At 71.6% G+C, this 14695-nt stretch carries 15 protein-coding genes; 7 read left to right on the forward strand and 8 right to left on the reverse strand.

The window, feature by feature from the left end:
- The first annotated feature begins 209 nt into the window (after positions 1–209).
- Positions 210–1520: a family 43 glycosylhydrolase gene (locus tag ABZW11_RS17735; protein ID WP_355418203.1), complete on the forward strand. Its 1311-nt coding sequence runs from the start codon at positions 210–212 to the stop codon at positions 1518–1520.
- Positions 1521–1574: 54 nt separating this feature from the next.
- Positions 1575–1865 carry a DUF3817 domain-containing protein gene (locus ABZW11_RS17740; protein ID WP_345400348.1) on the forward strand — a complete coding sequence of 97 codons (291 nt, stop codon included), beginning with the start codon at positions 1575–1577 and terminating at the stop codon, positions 1863–1865.
- Between the two features lie 60 nt (positions 1866–1925).
- Here ABZW11_RS17740 and ABZW11_RS17745 read toward each other — a convergent pair whose 3' ends face one another.
- Positions 1926–3134: an SRPBCC family protein gene (locus tag ABZW11_RS17745; RefSeq protein WP_355418207.1), complete on the reverse strand. Its 1209-nt coding sequence runs from the start codon at positions 3132–3134 to the stop codon at positions 1926–1928.
- 288 nt (positions 3135–3422) lie between these two features.
- On the opposite strand from ABZW11_RS17745, the gene ABZW11_RS17750 reads away from it, so the two are divergent.
- Complete coding sequence (locus tag ABZW11_RS17750; protein WP_355418210.1) at positions 3423–4811, forward strand: APC family permease; 1389 nt, start codon at positions 3423–3425, stop codon at positions 4809–4811.
- A gap of 58 nt (positions 4812–4869) precedes the next feature.
- On the opposite strand, the gene ABZW11_RS17755 is transcribed toward ABZW11_RS17750, so the two are convergent.
- From ABZW11_RS17755 to ABZW11_RS17770, 4 genes are all read right to left on the reverse strand, one after another.
- On the reverse strand, positions 4870–5361 hold the full coding sequence (locus ABZW11_RS17755) for a hypothetical protein (protein WP_355418213.1): 492 nt from the start codon (positions 5359–5361) through the stop codon (positions 4870–4872).
- A gap of 127 nt (positions 5362–5488) precedes the next feature.
- On the reverse strand, positions 5489–5695 hold the full coding sequence (locus ABZW11_RS17760; RefSeq protein ID WP_139637865.1) for a cold-shock protein: 207 nt from the start codon (positions 5693–5695) through the stop codon (positions 5489–5491).
- 275 nt (positions 5696–5970) lie between these two features.
- Positions 5971–7260 carry a tetratricopeptide repeat protein gene (locus tag ABZW11_RS17765; protein WP_355418216.1) on the reverse strand — a complete coding sequence of 430 codons (1290 nt, stop codon included), beginning with the start codon at positions 7258–7260 and terminating at the stop codon, positions 5971–5973.
- A gap of 44 nt (positions 7261–7304) precedes the next feature.
- Positions 7305–8048, reverse strand: coding sequence for a hypothetical protein (locus ABZW11_RS17770; RefSeq protein ID WP_355418218.1), 744 nt, complete (start codon positions 8046–8048; stop codon positions 7305–7307).
- A 282-nt stretch (positions 8049–8330) separates the two neighbouring features.
- On the opposite strand from ABZW11_RS17770, the gene ABZW11_RS17775 reads away from it, so the two are divergent.
- Together ABZW11_RS17775 and ABZW11_RS17780 are read left to right on the forward strand one after the other, a co-directional pair.
- Positions 8331–9494 (forward strand): citrate synthase/methylcitrate synthase, encoded by a 1164-nt coding sequence (locus ABZW11_RS17775; protein WP_355418220.1) that lies wholly within the window; start codon positions 8331–8333, stop codon positions 9492–9494.
- Positions 9495–9649: 155 nt separating this feature from the next.
- Positions 9650–10114, forward strand: a complete 465-nt coding sequence (locus ABZW11_RS17780) for a cold shock domain-containing protein (RefSeq protein ID WP_355418222.1) — start codon at positions 9650–9652, stop codon at positions 10112–10114.
- 109 nt (positions 10115–10223) lie between these two features.
- Here the strand turns inward: ABZW11_RS17780 and ABZW11_RS17785 are convergent, their stop codons facing one another.
- Both ABZW11_RS17785 and ABZW11_RS17790 read right to left on the reverse strand, forming a co-directional pair.
- A complete protein-coding gene (locus ABZW11_RS17785; protein WP_355418224.1) occupies positions 10224–10700 on the reverse strand; it encodes a hypothetical protein in 477 nt (158 codons plus the stop codon).
- A 48-nt stretch (positions 10701–10748) separates the two neighbouring features.
- Positions 10749–11528, reverse strand: coding sequence for an alpha/beta fold hydrolase (locus ABZW11_RS17790; RefSeq protein ID WP_355418226.1), 780 nt, complete (start codon positions 11526–11528; stop codon positions 10749–10751).
- A gap of 84 nt (positions 11529–11612) precedes the next feature.
- Between ABZW11_RS17790 and ABZW11_RS17795 the strand changes: the two genes are divergently transcribed.
- On the forward strand, positions 11613–12290 hold the full coding sequence (locus ABZW11_RS17795; protein WP_355418228.1) for a 4'-phosphopantetheinyl transferase superfamily protein: 678 nt from the start codon (positions 11613–11615) through the stop codon (positions 12288–12290).
- Between the two features lie 73 nt (positions 12291–12363).
- Here the strand turns inward: ABZW11_RS17795 and ABZW11_RS17800 are convergent, their stop codons facing one another.
- Positions 12364–12942: a TetR family transcriptional regulator gene (locus tag ABZW11_RS17800; protein WP_355418230.1), complete on the reverse strand. Its 579-nt coding sequence runs from the start codon at positions 12940–12942 to the stop codon at positions 12364–12366.
- A 150-nt stretch (positions 12943–13092) separates the two neighbouring features.
- On the opposite strand from ABZW11_RS17800, the gene ABZW11_RS17805 reads away from it, so the two are divergent.
- Complete coding sequence (locus tag ABZW11_RS17805; protein ID WP_355418232.1) at positions 13093–14634, forward strand: MDR family MFS transporter; 1542 nt, start codon at positions 13093–13095, stop codon at positions 14632–14634.
- Positions 14635–14695 lie beyond the last annotated feature (61 nt).

Raw genomic sequence — 14695 nt, forward strand, 5'->3', positions numbered from 1 at the left:
TTCACCCTTCCAACGCCTGGGCGGGCCCGCAAGGTTTCCCGCCGCAGCACTTCTCTGCGCTGGATCCCCCGTCGGGTACGGGGTTTCCCGGCAGCCGGAACCTCCCGGCGTATTTCTTCCGGGTTATTGACGAAATTTGCGCGACTTCGGCAGACTCTCCGGCAGGTCGCGGCGAGCCGCGGCGATCACCGCAGTGGGAGGACGTACTGATGACTGGTTCCGACAACGGCGCGCAGGTCGGCCGGAGGGCCTTGCTGGCCGGCGTGGCAGGTCTGGCCGGGGCGGCGGCGCTGCCGGCGACGGCGGCTCAGGCGGCGCCGGGACGCCATCCCGCGAACTGGCCGGAGCAGGAGCCGTACGGCATCGCGGACACCAGGCCCGACCTGTGGCCCAGGGACGACAACTCGTTCGTCCTGCCGCTCGAACTGCGCCCCCGCGACAGGGAACTGGGCCGGGTGTGGATGCGCGACACGTACGTCAACTGCTTCATCGTGCGAGGCCGCCCGCTCTATGTCGCGACGGGCACCACGCGGGCGCCCGGCCTGCAGGCGGCGGGCCCCTGGAACGACGGCATCTTCGTGTGGACCGCGCCGTCGCTGAAGGGCCCGTGGCGGCTGGCGGACACCACCCGCATCAGGCCGGACGCGGAGAAGGGGAAGGTGTGGTCGCCCGAGTTCGCCGGCGAGAACCGGGAAGGGCGCACGGTGGTGGCGCCGTGGCAGGAGTACTGGACCGACGACAGGTTCGGCAAGCGCGGCCAGGCGTGGGCGCCGGAGGTGCACTACTTCCGCGGCAAGTGGTACATCGTGGCCTGCATGGGCGACCACTCCCAGAAGGTGGGCTCGTTCCTGCTGGTGAGCGAGGGCGGGGTCGAGGGGCCCTACCGGCTCGCGGAGGGCAACCTGGACAAGCCGTTCGGCGAGTCCTTCATCGGCGGCCCTGCGTTCATCGAGCCGGGCGCGTACCACCACATCGACGGCAGCCTCTACAGCGAGGGCGGCGAGGCGTGGCTGGTGCTGCACAACCACCTGTACGCCAAGTTCCGCGACGACATGGAGGACATCGTCCCGGCCACGGGGCTGCCCGCGTTCCAGCAGCAGCCGTACGCGCCGGAGCCTTACCTCGAAGGCGCGTACGTCTTCAAGCACGAGGGCAAGTACTACCTCCTGCACGCCGCCTGGGACCGCACCTCGACCAACCCCGACGGCAGCACCCGTTACGCCTACGACCCGGGCGGCGCCGGGCGGACGCAGTACCAGTACGACGCGGTGGTCGCCGTCGCCGACCGGTTCGAGGGCCCGTACTCCAAGCGGTGGACGCTGGGCGTCGGCGCCGGGCACAACAACGTCTTCCGCGACCACGCCGGACGGTTGTGGGCCACGTTCTTCCGCAACCCGAACGTCGGCTACTGGGCCGACCCGTCCCGCGTCGGTGACGCGGCCGTGGCCGGCGTGGTGCGGCTGGAGTGGACGGGGCCGCGCGGGAACCGCCTCTACGTCCAGCGCCGCCACGGCCGCTGATCCGGCCTTGCTCTACAGGCTGTAGAGTGACGCGGACCTAGGAAAGGGGCGAAAGTGCTGCGCTGGTTCCGGATCGCGGCGGTGGCCGAGGCGTGCTCGTGGGCGGGCCTGCTGGTCGGAATGTTCTTCAAGTACGTGACCGAGACCGGTGAGCTCGGCGTCAAGGTGTTCGGGCCGATCCACGGCGCCCTGTTCGTGCTCTACGGGCTCGGCGTGCTGCTCTCGGCGCGGGAGGCGGGCTGGAGCCGCGGCGCGATCGTGCTCGGGCTGGCGTGCGCGGTGCCGCCGTTCACCTCGCTCTGGTTCGAGCGCCGCATGGCCGCCCGCACCCCGCAACCCGCCTGACCCCCGCCCCCGGCCTTCCGCGGCCGGGGGCGTGCGGCGGCCGCCCCGTCACCGTCCCCGTCAGGCGCCGACGGTGACGGGGCCCTCCCTGCGGGCGCTGCGCCGCCGGTGCTCGTCTTCGACGTGCTGCTTCAGCCGCGCGAGGTCCTGGCGCAGCTTGTGGCCGGGGTCCGCGCCGAGGAGCCTGGCGATCGCGTGCCCGGCGGCCCCCACCACCGGGTTGTACGTCAGCCGCACCTGCACGCGGGTCCTGCCCCGCCCCCTGTTCACCAGCCGCAGCGACCCGGTGTGCGCGATGAGCTGCCCCTCGGTGGACTTCCAGGCGATCTCCTTGCCCTCGTCGCGCTTGGTCTCGGTGGCGTCGAAGCGGATCGGCACCCCGGCGGGACCCTTGATCATCCAGTGCGACAGCTCACCGTCGGGCGAGCGGCGCACCTCGTACACGTCGGGCATGACCCGGGCGAAGACCGAATAGTCGCTCACCAGCTCCCAGATGGCCTCGGGCGGGGCGGCGACCTCGACCGCCTCGGCCACGTCCACGGCGCTCCGGCCGGCGTTGATGCCGGTGAGCCTGCGCAGCGGCAGGTTGGTCAGCGCGCGGGCGGCCACGGCGACACCCGCCGTGCGGACGACCCAGGAGAGCGGTCCCGGCAGGCGGCGGGCGGCGGTCAGCGCGTACGCGGCCGCCACCCCCGCCATGAACCTGGCGGTCGGTGACCAGCGCTGCTGCAGCAGCTCGGGCACGGGCTCGCGGGGCCGGCCCGGCCCCTGCAACGTGGGCACGCCGGTCGGGTCGAGGTGCGGGGTCCAGCGGGTCACGACCGACTTGACGCCGGGAATGCGGCGCACGGCCTTCCTGGCCCGCTCCTCCTCGCCGGCCAGCAGGTCGCCGTCCAGCGTCACGACGTGGTCCTCGACCGTGACGTGGACGGCGTGCGGATGGCTGACGTGGCGGCCCAGCTCGGCGCGTACCCGCTCGGTCAGCACCCGGTCGTCGGCGGAGCGGCCGCTGACCTGGTAGCGCAGCGCGGCGCCCGCGCCACGCCCGCGGTTGCCCAGGTCGCGGCTGAGCACTCCGGCCCCGTCCCGCACCTCGTGCGTGGCGTGCGCGGCCTGGTCGCGTACGCGCGCCCGGCGGGCCCGCCCGCGCGCGGGATCCAGCAGGTACACGGCCGCGGCCCCCGCACAGGCCCCCGCCCCGGCCGACTTGAGGACGATCGGAAGGCGTGACCGGCCGTCCCCCGCGCTTACGTCGCGATAGGTGCTCATGACTCCCCCAGTTCGCACCCGGCATCATGCTCGCTTTCATGCTCGCGGAGGGCCGCTACCCGCCCGTGACCTGCGCTAACCGAAGCACGCGCCGACTCTGCGTGACGACGTATTCACGGATGACCACCGGAGCCGTAAAGTGTCAGGATGACTGTCGTGATCACGCGGCCGGTCCGGCCTGAGCAGTCTCCCGTCGGCGCCGTGGTCCCCCGTCTCACGAGGTTCCCGCGCGCGGGACGTGTTCCCCTCCCCCAGCAGCCGTACAGCTGACGCACGACAAGGACCCTTATGTCACAGATCAGTCCCCCCGGCCCTGCGGAAACGGGCAGCGACGGCCAGCCCGCGCTCAAACGGGTGATGGGCCCGGGCCTCCTGCTGCTCTTCATCGTCGGCGACATCCTCGGCACCGGCATCTACGCCCTGACCGGCCAGGTGGCCGGCGAGGTGGGCGGCGCCGCGTGGCTGCCGTTCGCCATCGCGTTCATCGTCGCGCTGATCACGGCGTGCTCCTACCTGGAGCTGGTCACGAAATATCCGGAGGCGGCGGGCGCTGCGCTCTACGTCCACAAGGCGTTCGGCAAACACCTGCTGACCTTCCTGGTGTGCTTCGCGGTGATGTGCTCCGGCATCACCTCGGCGTCGGCGGCCTCGCGGGCCTTCGCCGCGAACCTCGCCACCGGCTTCGGCTTCGAGGCCGGCAACACCGTCATCCTGCTGATAGCGATGGCATTCATGCTGCTGGTGCTGGCCGTCAACCTGCGCGGCGTGGGCGAGAGCGTCAAGGTCAACGTGGTGCTCACCGCGATCGAGCTGTCCGGCCTGCTGCTCGTCATCGTGCTGAGCCTCTACTTCATCACCGGCGGGCAGGCCGACTTCTCCCGGGTGGTGGCGTTCGAGACGCCCGAGGACAAGAGCGTGTTCCTCGCGGTCAGCGCGGCCACGTCGCTGGCCTTCTTCGCCATGGTCGGCTTCGAGGACTCCGTCAACATGGCCGAGGAGACGAAGAACCCGGTCAAGATCTTCCCGCGGATGATGTTCACCGGCATCGGCATCACCGGGCTGATCTACGTCCTGGTGTCCATCTGCGCGGTCGCGGTGGTGCCGGTCGGCACGCTGGCGGAGAGCGAGACGCCGCTGGTGACGGTGGTGGAGACGGCGGCGCCGGGGGTGCCGATCGGCGAGCTGCTGCCGTTCATCTCGATGTTCGCCGTCGCCAACTCGGCGCTGATCAACATGCTGATGGCCAGCCGCCTGCTGTACGGGATGAGCAAGCAGGGCGTGCTGCCGCCGTTCCTCGCCAGGGTGCACCCGACGCGGCGCACCCCGCACACGTCCATCGTGTTCACCACCGGCATCGCGCTGCTGCTCATCGCCTACGTCTCGCTGGTGCCCGACAGCCCGGTCGTCGCGCTGCTCGGCGGCACCACGTCGCTGCTGCTGCTCGCGGTGTTCGCGCTGGTCAACGTCTCCGTCCTGGTGCTGCGCCGGGAGGACACCGGAGTCGAGCACTTCAAGGCGGGCCGGGTCCTGCCTGTGGTGGGCACGGCCACCTGCCTCTACCTGGTACTCCCCTGGTCCTCCGGCCGCCCGGCGGGCCAGTACGAGATCGCGGGCGTCCTGCTGGCGGTCGGCCTGCTCCTGTGGGGCCTCACCTGGTGGTCACGAAGAAGAGCCTGACCCCCGGGCGCCCGGGGCCGCTCCCCCGGGAGCGGCCCTTTCGCCTGCGAGAATCTCGTCAGCCGGCCCTGGTGTAGATGAGCTTGAAGTCGTGGCGCCACGTGTGGCCGTCCTCCGAGACCTCCCAGGCGCCCTCGATCGTCTTGCCGTCGGCCGTGACCGTGCCGCGGTAGCGCTGGGCGAAGGCCGGGTCCGCGCGCCAGAAGCGCAGCTCGCCGTTGTCGAGGGTCATCAGGTAGTCGCGGGTTTCGCCGCGCGAGTCGTGGTAGTGCTGGACGAACACCTCGGGCTGGTCGCTCAGCCCGATGGCGCAGATGCCGTCGGGGGCGTCGGGGTGGTCGTTGGTAAAGGTCTGGGCGAGCACCCGCCGTCCCTTCAGCCAGGCGAACGTGGTGCGGCCGTGGCCGACGACCTCGGGGCTGCCGGGGCCGAAGAAGCCGGCGTCGAAGACGGCGGCCGTCTCCCACTCCCCCACCAGCACGTCGAGGCGGTCGAGGGCGGGTGAACGGCCGGACGGCAGGTCGGCGGGGGTCATCTTCTCCTCGCTCATCACGGTGGGTTCTCTCCTCGCGCAGGAAAACGGGCTTCGAAAGGTTGGACCGTCCGCGGAGCGAGAACTGATCGGCGGGCACGCGAGAGCCCGGGCACGGTGAGGTGCCCGGGCTCAGGGAACGCGGTCAGGCGGCGACGATGTTCTCCGCCTGGGGGCCCTTCTGGCCCTGCACGACGTCGAAGGAGACCTTCTGGCCCTCCGTCAGCTCGCGGTAGCCGCCGTTGGCGACGATGTTGGAGTAGTGGGCGAAGACGTCGGCGCCGCCGCCGTCCTGGGCGATGAAGCCGAAGCCCTTTTCCGAGTTGAACCACTTCACGGTGCCAGTCGCCATGTCGATCTCCTTAGATATGCGCAGATCTGACGGAATCCGCACCTTGCGGAATCCGTGTCGCCACGATGTGCCCATCCGGAAATGACCGGCGAACAAAAAATGCGCCCGAAGATTACAATCTGCCGGGCGCACACAAAGTCTTTTATGGGAACCACAACTGCAACGCCATCAGGCTAGCACACCCCCTCGGCATTGACGCATTGTGAGTGTCGTCCATTTATCGTGGCTTGTGCGGAATTTAAGAGGTTTACTCCGCATTCCAGGAGGGAAAGCGGTCACGCGGTCTGGGCCAGCAGGGCGCGGGCGCGCACCGCGCCACCCGGCGAGAAGTTCGGGTTGATGGACAGGGCGCGCGTCAGGTGGGTACGCGCCCAGGCGAGGCGGCCGCGGGCGTACTCGATCTCGCCCCGGTGGTAGGAGAACAGCGCGCTGCGCCCGCCGAGCGTGGCGGCGCGGGCGGCGTACCTGGCGGCCTCGGCGGACCGGCCGGCCCGGTGGAGCGCCCAGGCCAGCGCGTCGGCGACCTCGACGGCCTGCCGCCGCGCCCATTCGAGCCGCAGATGCCGTACGGCGGCGCGCGCGTCACCGTGGTCGGCCTGGAACACCCCGATGGCGTAATGGTCGGTGTCACCGTTGGCGGCCAGCACCTTGTGGTGGGCCACGAACGCGGCGTACTGCCGCCTGGCCTCTTCGCGCTGGCCGAGGTGGTCGAGCAGCTCGCCGTACTCGACGGCGTAGGCGGGCGAGCGGGCGACGGCGGTGGCGTAGTCGCGCCTGGCCTGGTCGGGGTTGCCGAGCGCGGCCTCCGTACGCGCCTTGCCCGCGCGGGCGGGCACGTGACCGGGGTCGGCGGCGAGTGCCTGCGTGTACGCCGCCCGCGCCGCGGAAGGGTCGCCCTCGTCCCAGGCGAGATCGCCGAGCCGCCACTGGCAGAAGGCGTACTCTGCGGGGTCGCCGGCGACCTGGCAGGCGCGGCGCAGCAGCTCGCGGGCCGGCCCGACGCGGCCGTGGAGGTGTTCGACGCGGGCGGCCCTGGTGAAGGAGGCGAGGTCGGGGCGGCCGTCGAGCATGCGGCGCAGCGCCCGCTCGGCCTGGTCGTAGCGGCCCAGCGCCAGGTAGGCGTCGGTGAGCACGCCGTAGAGCGCCCAGCTGTTCGGGGCGGCGGTGCGGGCACGGGCGGCCCAGCGGACCGCGCCCGCGTGGTCGTGCCGGGCGTTGGCCAGCTCGCCCATGCCGATGAGGGCCTCGACGGGGGGCCCGCCGAGCCGCAGGGAGCGTTCCAAAGCCGCCTCGGCCTTGGCGTGGAAGGAGGTCTCGGCGGTGCGGAGTGCCTGCCGGAGGTACAGGTGGCCGAGGTTCGCCCAGCCCGCCGCGTCGCCGGGGTGGCGGCTCAGGCGGCGCTGGACGGCCTCGATGCCGTCCGGCAGGTCGTGCGGCGTCCAGCCCACGGGGCCCGGCGGCGGCTCCTCCTGGCGCAGGAGCCCGGTGGGGGCGTACATGGCCATCAGGGCACAGGCCACCAGCACGCATCCCAGCAGGGGCAGCACGAGCCGTACGCGTTTCATCTGATCGGGGTGTCCTCGTGGTGGGGATGAGCGGGACGGGCAGGTCAGGGCGTGCGGCGGATGGCGGCGTTGACGAGCTCGATGCCGCGCAGGCCGGGCGACGTCCCTGCGGGGACGGGCCTGCTGGGCGTGCCCTGCCAGGCGATGGCGAGGTCGGCCCAGTGGGCGCCGCCGCGCAGGCGGGTGCCGAGCTCGCGGTTGAGGTCGTCGGCCCAGCTCTGGTGCAGGGTCAGGGCGACCTTGCGCGGGCCGACGCCGCCGCCGTGCCGGACGAACGTGCCGGGCGCGAGGGCCTCGTGGAGGCTGAAGCCGGCCAGCGTCAGCTCGCCGCGCGGCCGTGGCCGCCCGTTGACGGCGGGGGTGGCGAGGAGCGCGCTGCCGCCGGTGGCCGCGAACACCATGCGGAAGGTGTCGATCGCGTACGTCACGTTGGTCTCGGGGTCGGAGAGCGCGAAGCCGCCGGGGTGGCAGATCCGGCCGCTGGGCGTCGCGACGGTGTCGTACCGCTCGCCGACCGGCGTCCACAGGGCCTTGCCGCCGTCCACCAGCTCGACCGGGCCGAGCCCGGAGAACCCGATGCCCGCCCGTCGCAGTTCGGCGAGGAAGCCGGGCGAGAGGGTCAGCTTCAACCCGCCCTCCCTGGACAGGTAGCTGCCGGCCTGCCCGTACGCGAGGCAGCCGGTGCCGACCGGGGCGGCCACGGCAGGCCGAGCGGCGGGCTGGGCGGCGGACAGGAGGGCGGCGAGGGCGGTGCCGCCCGCGACCAGGGACGCACGGGTCGAGCGCATGCTTGCTGCTCCTTCGGGGGAAGAGCCGGGGGGGACCGCGCCGGGGGTGTCCGCACCGGCACGCTTGGTCGATTACGGTGAGTAGTTATACCACCGCGTTACGCATCGGCGGGTGAGGTTCTCCCAGCTCGCCAGCACCTTGACGTGTTGATGAAAATCAACACGCCCAAGTGCGGTGAGTCCCGTAAATCCTGCGGTGACCTCGATCACGTGGACGAAAATCAACGTTGACGCGCCCATGGCGCAGGCCGGAGAGTGCCGGTATCGGAGGAGGTTCACCACATGATCAGCACCACCGCGCCGGCGGGCAATGGACACGGCATCGAGGTTCCCAGGGGGCTCAGCGGCGTCGTCGTCACCGAGACGCGCCTGAGCGACGTCCGCGGCCGTGAGGGCTTCTACCACTACCGCCAGTACTCCGCGGTCGAACTCGCGGAGAAGCGCACGTTCGAGGACGTCTGGCATCTGATGCTGCTCGGCGCGCTGCCGTCCGCCGAGGAGCGGCGGCGCTTCGTCGAGCGCACGCTGCCGCTGCGTCACGTGCCCGAGGCGCTGCGGCCCCTGCTGCCCGCGCTGGCCACGCCGGGCGGCGGCCCCCTGGACGCCGTGCGCGGCGCGGTGTCGGCGGCCGGCTCCGCGCTCGGGATGCGTCCGCTCTACGACCTCGGGACCGAGCAGCGGCTTGACGACGCGCTGCTGGTGAGCGCGCTGACGCCGACGCTGCTGACCGCGCTGCACCGGCTCTCGCTCGGCCTGGAGCCGGTCGAGCCGCGCGACGACCTGACGTACGCCGCCAACTACCTCTACATGCTCACCGGCGAGGAGCCGGAGCCCGCGCACGCCAGGGCGATCGAGCAGTACCTGATCTCGACCGTCGACCACGGCTTCAACGCCTCCACCTTCACCGCGCGGGTGATCGCCTCGACGGGCGCCGACCTGGCGTCCTGCGTGGTGGGGGCGCTGGGCGCGCTGTCGGGGCCGCTGCACGGCGGCGCCCCGAGCCGCGCCCTGGACACCCTCGACGCGATCGGCACGCCCGACCGCATCGACGCCTGGGTCCGCGAGCGCGTGCTGGCCGGCGACCGCATCATGGGCTTCGGCCACCCCGTCTACCGCACCGAGGACCCGCGCTCGCGCATGCTGTCGGGCATCGCGCGCGGCTTCGGCGGCGACCTGGTGGACTTCGCGCACGAGGTGGAGCGGCGGGTCATCGAGATCCTGGCCGAGCTGAAGCCGGGCCGCGACCTGCACACCAACGTCGAGTTCTACGCGGGCGTGGTGATGGAGCTGTGCGGGGTGCCGCGCTCGATGTTCACGCCGACCTTCGCGGCCGCCCGTACGGTCGGGTGGTGCGCCAACATCCTGGAGCAGGCCGCCGACAGCAAGATCATCCGACCGGCGGCGCGCTACGTGGGCGACACCCCGCCGCAGCCGGTGCCCGCCTGACGCTGGAGCCTCCGCCCACCGACCCGCGGGCCGAGGGTGTGCGGCCGTGGTCCGGCTCGCGAGGCGGGCCGTTGTGCCTGCGCCGCGGCGCGCGATAGCCTGCGCACGGGCGCTCAACTGGTGGAACGCCCGCGGTTTGGTCGAGTGAGGTGCTGGTGGTAACGGGTAGGGTTCTGCGGTTCGATCAGGTTCGGGGTTATGGGTTCATCGCGCCGGACACCGGCGGCGCCGACGTCTTCCTGCACGCCAACGATCTGCTGGACGACAAGCACGCCGTGCGGCCCGGCACGGTCGTGGAGTTCCGGCTTGAGGGCGGCGACCGGGGGCTGAAGGCGTCCGACGTCCGCATCGTCGGGCAGCGGGCCGCGGCCTCGCCTTCGCACTCCCACGAGAGCTCCTACGAGAGCTCCTACGAGAGCTCCTACGAGAGCTCCTACGTGCCCTCCCATGAGGGCAACGCGGGCGACGACCTGTGTGAGGTGCTGTCGGAGTCGGAGTTCAAGCGGGAGATCACGGAGCTGCTCATCACGACGGTCCCGACGCTGACGGGCACCCAGATCGTGGCCATCAGGCAGGAGCTGTCGTCGCTCGCGAAGAGCTACAAGTGGGTCGAGAGCTGACCCGGGACCGGTAGCCGGTCCAGGGCCGGAAGCCTGTCCCCAGGCTGAGCGCAGGGTCCGAGGCCGGGCCTTGGGGGCGGGTGCGAGCGAGCCGCCGGGCCGGCTCGGCTCAGGCGTCGGTGTGAGCCCTGAAGCGTTCGTGGGCGGCCTGCTTGGAGATGCCCATCGCCTCGCCGACCTCCGCCCACGAGGCGCCCGCCGCCCTGGCGCCCGCGACGGCCTGGTCGAGCAGCGTGCGCTGCCAGCTCTCGACCTGCGACAGCAGGGAGAGCGCGGCGAGCGGGCGGTCGCCGGCCAGCCGGACGATCTGCTCGCACAGCAGGTCCGACTTGATCACCAGCTCCTTCGGCGGCGCGGCGGCGAGCAGCGGCGGCACGTGCCTGCTCCACCACCGGTGTTCGGCGTCCTGGGCGCCCTCGGACGTGGGCGGCAGCTGTCGGCGGTCGCTCCATCCGCACGAGCACGAGGCCCGGTAGCCGACGAACGTCTTGGTGAAGACGGGCGAGGTCGGGGCCTGCTCGCCGCCGGGGAGCACCGGCGCGGCGAAGCCTTCGTGGTCGGGGAGGTCAGCACACCTGAACGTCATAGTCGTCAAGCATCCCTGACGGTTTCATCAGGCGCAACTCGATCTTGCTCAGGTGAGCCGGCGGGTCAGCTCGGCGGCCAGCCGCGGCCAGTGGTCCTCGACGTAGAAGTGGCCGCCGGAGAAGCGCTCCAGGTCCAGGCCGGCGGTGGTGTGCTCGGCCCACGCGCGGACCTCGGACTCGGTCACCTTCGGGTCCTCGGTGCCCAGGAACGTGGTGATGGGGCAGCTCACGGTCGCGCCCTCGGTGCAGCGATAGCGCTCGACGGCGCGGTAGTCGTTGCGCAGTGCCGGCAGCACGATGGAGACGAAGTCGGCGTCCGCGAAGGCGTGCGCGGCCGACGGGTTCAGCGCGCTCACCTCGGCCACCAATCCCTTGTCGTCGAGCCGGTGCACGCCGTCGTCGCGCGAGCGGGACGGCGCCCGCCTGGCCGAGGCGAACAGCCGTACGGGCGGAGTGTGGCCCTTGCGTTCCATGAGCCTGATCAGCTCGAACGCGACCGTCGCCCCCATGCTGTGGCCGAAGAAGGCGACCGGGCCGTCCAGCGGCGGGGTGAGCGCCTCGTGGATGCGCTCGGCCAGCAGGAAGAGGTCGTCGATCATGGTTTCGGCGAAGCGGTCCTGCCGTCCCGGGTACTGCACGCCGTACACCTCGACGGACTCCGGCAAGCCGCGCGCCAGCGGGACGTAGTAGCTCGCCGAGCCGCCGGCGTGCGGGAAGCACAGCAGCTTGACCGCGTGCCCGGGGGCCGGGCGCAGGGAGCGGATCCACAGCTCGCGGTCGGCGGCGCGGGCGGGCATGTCGTCCTCCAGGCGGGTGGCACGAATCATCAGAAGCCCACCCAACTTACGCCGATCTCTGTGCCCGGCGCTCGCCTACAATGAGGTCATGATCGGCGCGATCCCGGTGTCCACGTGATCGACCACCTCCTTCCCCCGCAGGTCGTCGCGGTCGAGTCGCGCGGCGACGACTATCCGGACGGCGGCCTGTTCCCTGAGGAAGAGGCGCTGGTCGCCCGGGCCGTCGCCAAGCGCCGCAGGGAGTTCACCGCGGCCCGCGTCTGCGCCCGCCAGGCACTCGCGCGGCTTGGCCGGCCGCCGGCGCCCATCCTGTCCGGGACGCGGGGTGAGCCGCTGTGGCCCGACGGCATCGTGGGCAGCATCACCCACTGCGACGGCTACCGGGGTGCGGTGGCCGCCGACTCGTCGGCGGTGGCGTCCGTCGGCATCGACGCCGAGCCCAACGGGCCGCTGCCCGACGGGGTGCTGGACACGGTCGCGCTGCCCGAGGAGGCCGCGTTCGTCAGGAAGCAGGCGGACGACGGCGTGGTGAGCTGGGGGCGGCTGCTGTTCTGCGCCAAGGAGGCCGTCTACAAGACCTGGTATCCGCTCACGGGCCGGTGGCTCGGCTTCGAGGAGGCCCACATCACCTTCACCTCTCCCGAGGCTCCCGGGCAGGGAGCGTTCCTGGCGCGGCTGCTCGTCGACGGGCCGCAGGTCGGAGGGCGGACGGTGCAGGAGTTCTCCGGGCGGTGGCTGGCGGCCGAGGGGCTGGTTCTCGCGGCGGTCGTGCTGCCCGCCCCCGCCGGATGACGGTTCACGCGGGCGGATCTCGCAGGGGGCGCCGCTCGGAGTGGTGCGGCCGGCCAGATCGATTTTCCGGAGATCAGGTGAAGGGCTGGGCCACCTGGTCGAGGGCCCGGGAGATCAGCTCGGGAAGCTCGCGGGTCTCGTGCTCCGCGCACCACTGCTGGCTGGCCACCCGCAGCGCCGCCATGAACACGGCGGCGACGAGCCGGGGCTCGACGGGGCAGTCGCGTTCGGCCATCGCCTCGCTCAGGTCGTGCTCCAGCCGGATCCGGCCGGCGAGCTGCCGGGCCAGCAGGGACGGGTGCCGCATGGCGAGGCGGGCGCGCAGGTGCCACTCGCGGTCGGGCCCGCCGTACTCCTCGAAGAGGCTCTCCACCGCCCCGCGCAGCGCGAGCCAGGCGGAGCGGTCGCGGGGTTGCGCGCGCACGCGGTGGACGAGGGTGCCGAGGATCTGCTCGTCCCCGTACAGCAGCGCGTCCTCCTTGCCGTCGAAGTAGTTGGAGAACGTCCGCCGCGAGATGTTGGCGGCGTCGGCGATGGCCTCGACGGTGACGTTGTCGAGCCCGTGGTCGACGGTGAGCCGCAGCGCGGCCTCGTGCACCGCCCGCCGTGTCTCGGCCTTCTTGCGCTCGCGCAACCCTGCTGTACTTCCCATGGTGCGACACAGTCTACCCACTGGGAATAAATGCTCAATGCGCAAAGTTGCCACTTGAGCATGTAAAGTATCCCAGTTGCTTCTCTTACCACCCTTGATCGGAGGTTGCGTGTGAGTGCCCAGCCGGCAGCGCCGTCCGCGGCGGAGCCGATGACCCACCGCCAAATCCTCGAAGCCCTCAGCGGCCTCCTGCTCGTCCTGTTCGTGGCCATGATCAGCGGCACCATCGTCTCCGTGGCGCTGCCCCAGATCATCGGCTCGCTGAACGGCAACCAGTCGCAGTACACCTGGGTCGTCACCGCATCCCTGCTGGCCTCGACCGCCTCGACGCCGATCTGGGGCAAGCTCGCCGACTTGTTCGACAAGAAGCTGCTGCTCCAGATCTCTATCGTGATCTTCATGGTCAGCTCGCTGGCCTGCGGGTTCGCCCAGAACACCGGCCAGCTCATCGCCTTCCGCGCCATCCAGGGCCTCGGCATGGGCGCGCTGCAGATTCTCACCCAGGTCGTCATCGCCGCGATGATCTCCCCCAAGGAGCGCGGCCGCTACAACGGCTACCTCGGCGCCGTCATGGCCGTCGCCACCGTCGCGGGCCCGCTGCTCGGCGGCCTCATCGCCGACACCTCCTGGCTCGGCTGGCGCTGGTGCTTCTTCATCGCCGTGCCCTTCACCATCGCCGCCTTCGCGCTGCTGGCCAAGACGCTGCACGTCCAGAGCGTGCGCCGGGCCGACGTGAGCATCGACTACTGGGGCGCCGGCCTCATCGCCGCCGGCGTCAGCGTGCTGCTCATCTGGGTGACCTTCGTCGACAACTCCTTCGCCTGGCTGTCCTGGCAGACCCTCGCCATGGTCGGCGGCGGCGTGCTGCTGCTGGCGCTGGCCACGTTCGTCGAGACCAAGGTCCGCGAGCCGGTCGTGCCGCTGCACGTCATCAAGCGCCGGGACCCCGCGCTCGCCATCCTCGCCAGCCTCGCGGTCGGCATGGCCATGTTCGGCGGCGCGGTCTTCCTCGGCCAGTACTTCCAGATCGGCCGCGGCTACGGCCCCACGGCCGCGGGCCTGCTGACCATCCCCATGATGGCAGGCGTGCTGTTCTCCTCGACGATCAGCGGCCGGATGGTCTCCAAGAGCGGCAAGACGAAGCCGTACATCCTGGCCGGCCTGGTCGTGCTGCTGGCCGGGTTCGCCGGGCTGGCGACCATCGACCACGAGACGTCGCTGGTGCTGGTCTCGATCTACATGCTCCTCGTCGGCGTCGGCGTCGGCATGTCGATGCAGAACCTCGTCCTCGTCATCCAGAACACCGTCCCGCTGCGCGAGATCGGCGCGGCGAGCGGCGCGATCACCTTCTTCCGCTCGCTCGGCGGCACCGTCGGCGTGTCGGTGCTGGGCGCGGTGCTCGCCAACCGGGTGGCCACGAACATCGCGGAGGGCCTGGCCAAGGCCGGCGTCCCGATGACCGGCGACGGCGCCGCGGCGGGCGGCAGCCTCAACATCGCCTCGATGCCCGAGCCGCTCAGAGCAATCGTCAGGGCCGCGTACGGCGACGCGACCGGCCACATCTTCATGGTCTCGGTCGGCATCGCGCTCGTCGGCCTGATCGCGGCGTTCTTCCTCAAGCCGGCCAAGCTGCGTGACAGCCTCGACCTGCCCACGCCGCCGGTCAAGGACGAGGCTCCGGCCCCGGCCTGACCCGTCCGAAAAGCCCGGAAAAGCCCGGAAGGCCGCGTCCCCGTATCGCCCGCGGGGACGC

The sequence above is a fragment of the Nonomuraea sp. NPDC004580 genome, assembly GCF_040609855.1.
In the GTDB taxonomy this organism is placed as follows: Bacteria; Actinomycetota; Actinomycetes; order Streptosporangiales; family Streptosporangiaceae; genus Nonomuraea; species Nonomuraea salmonea.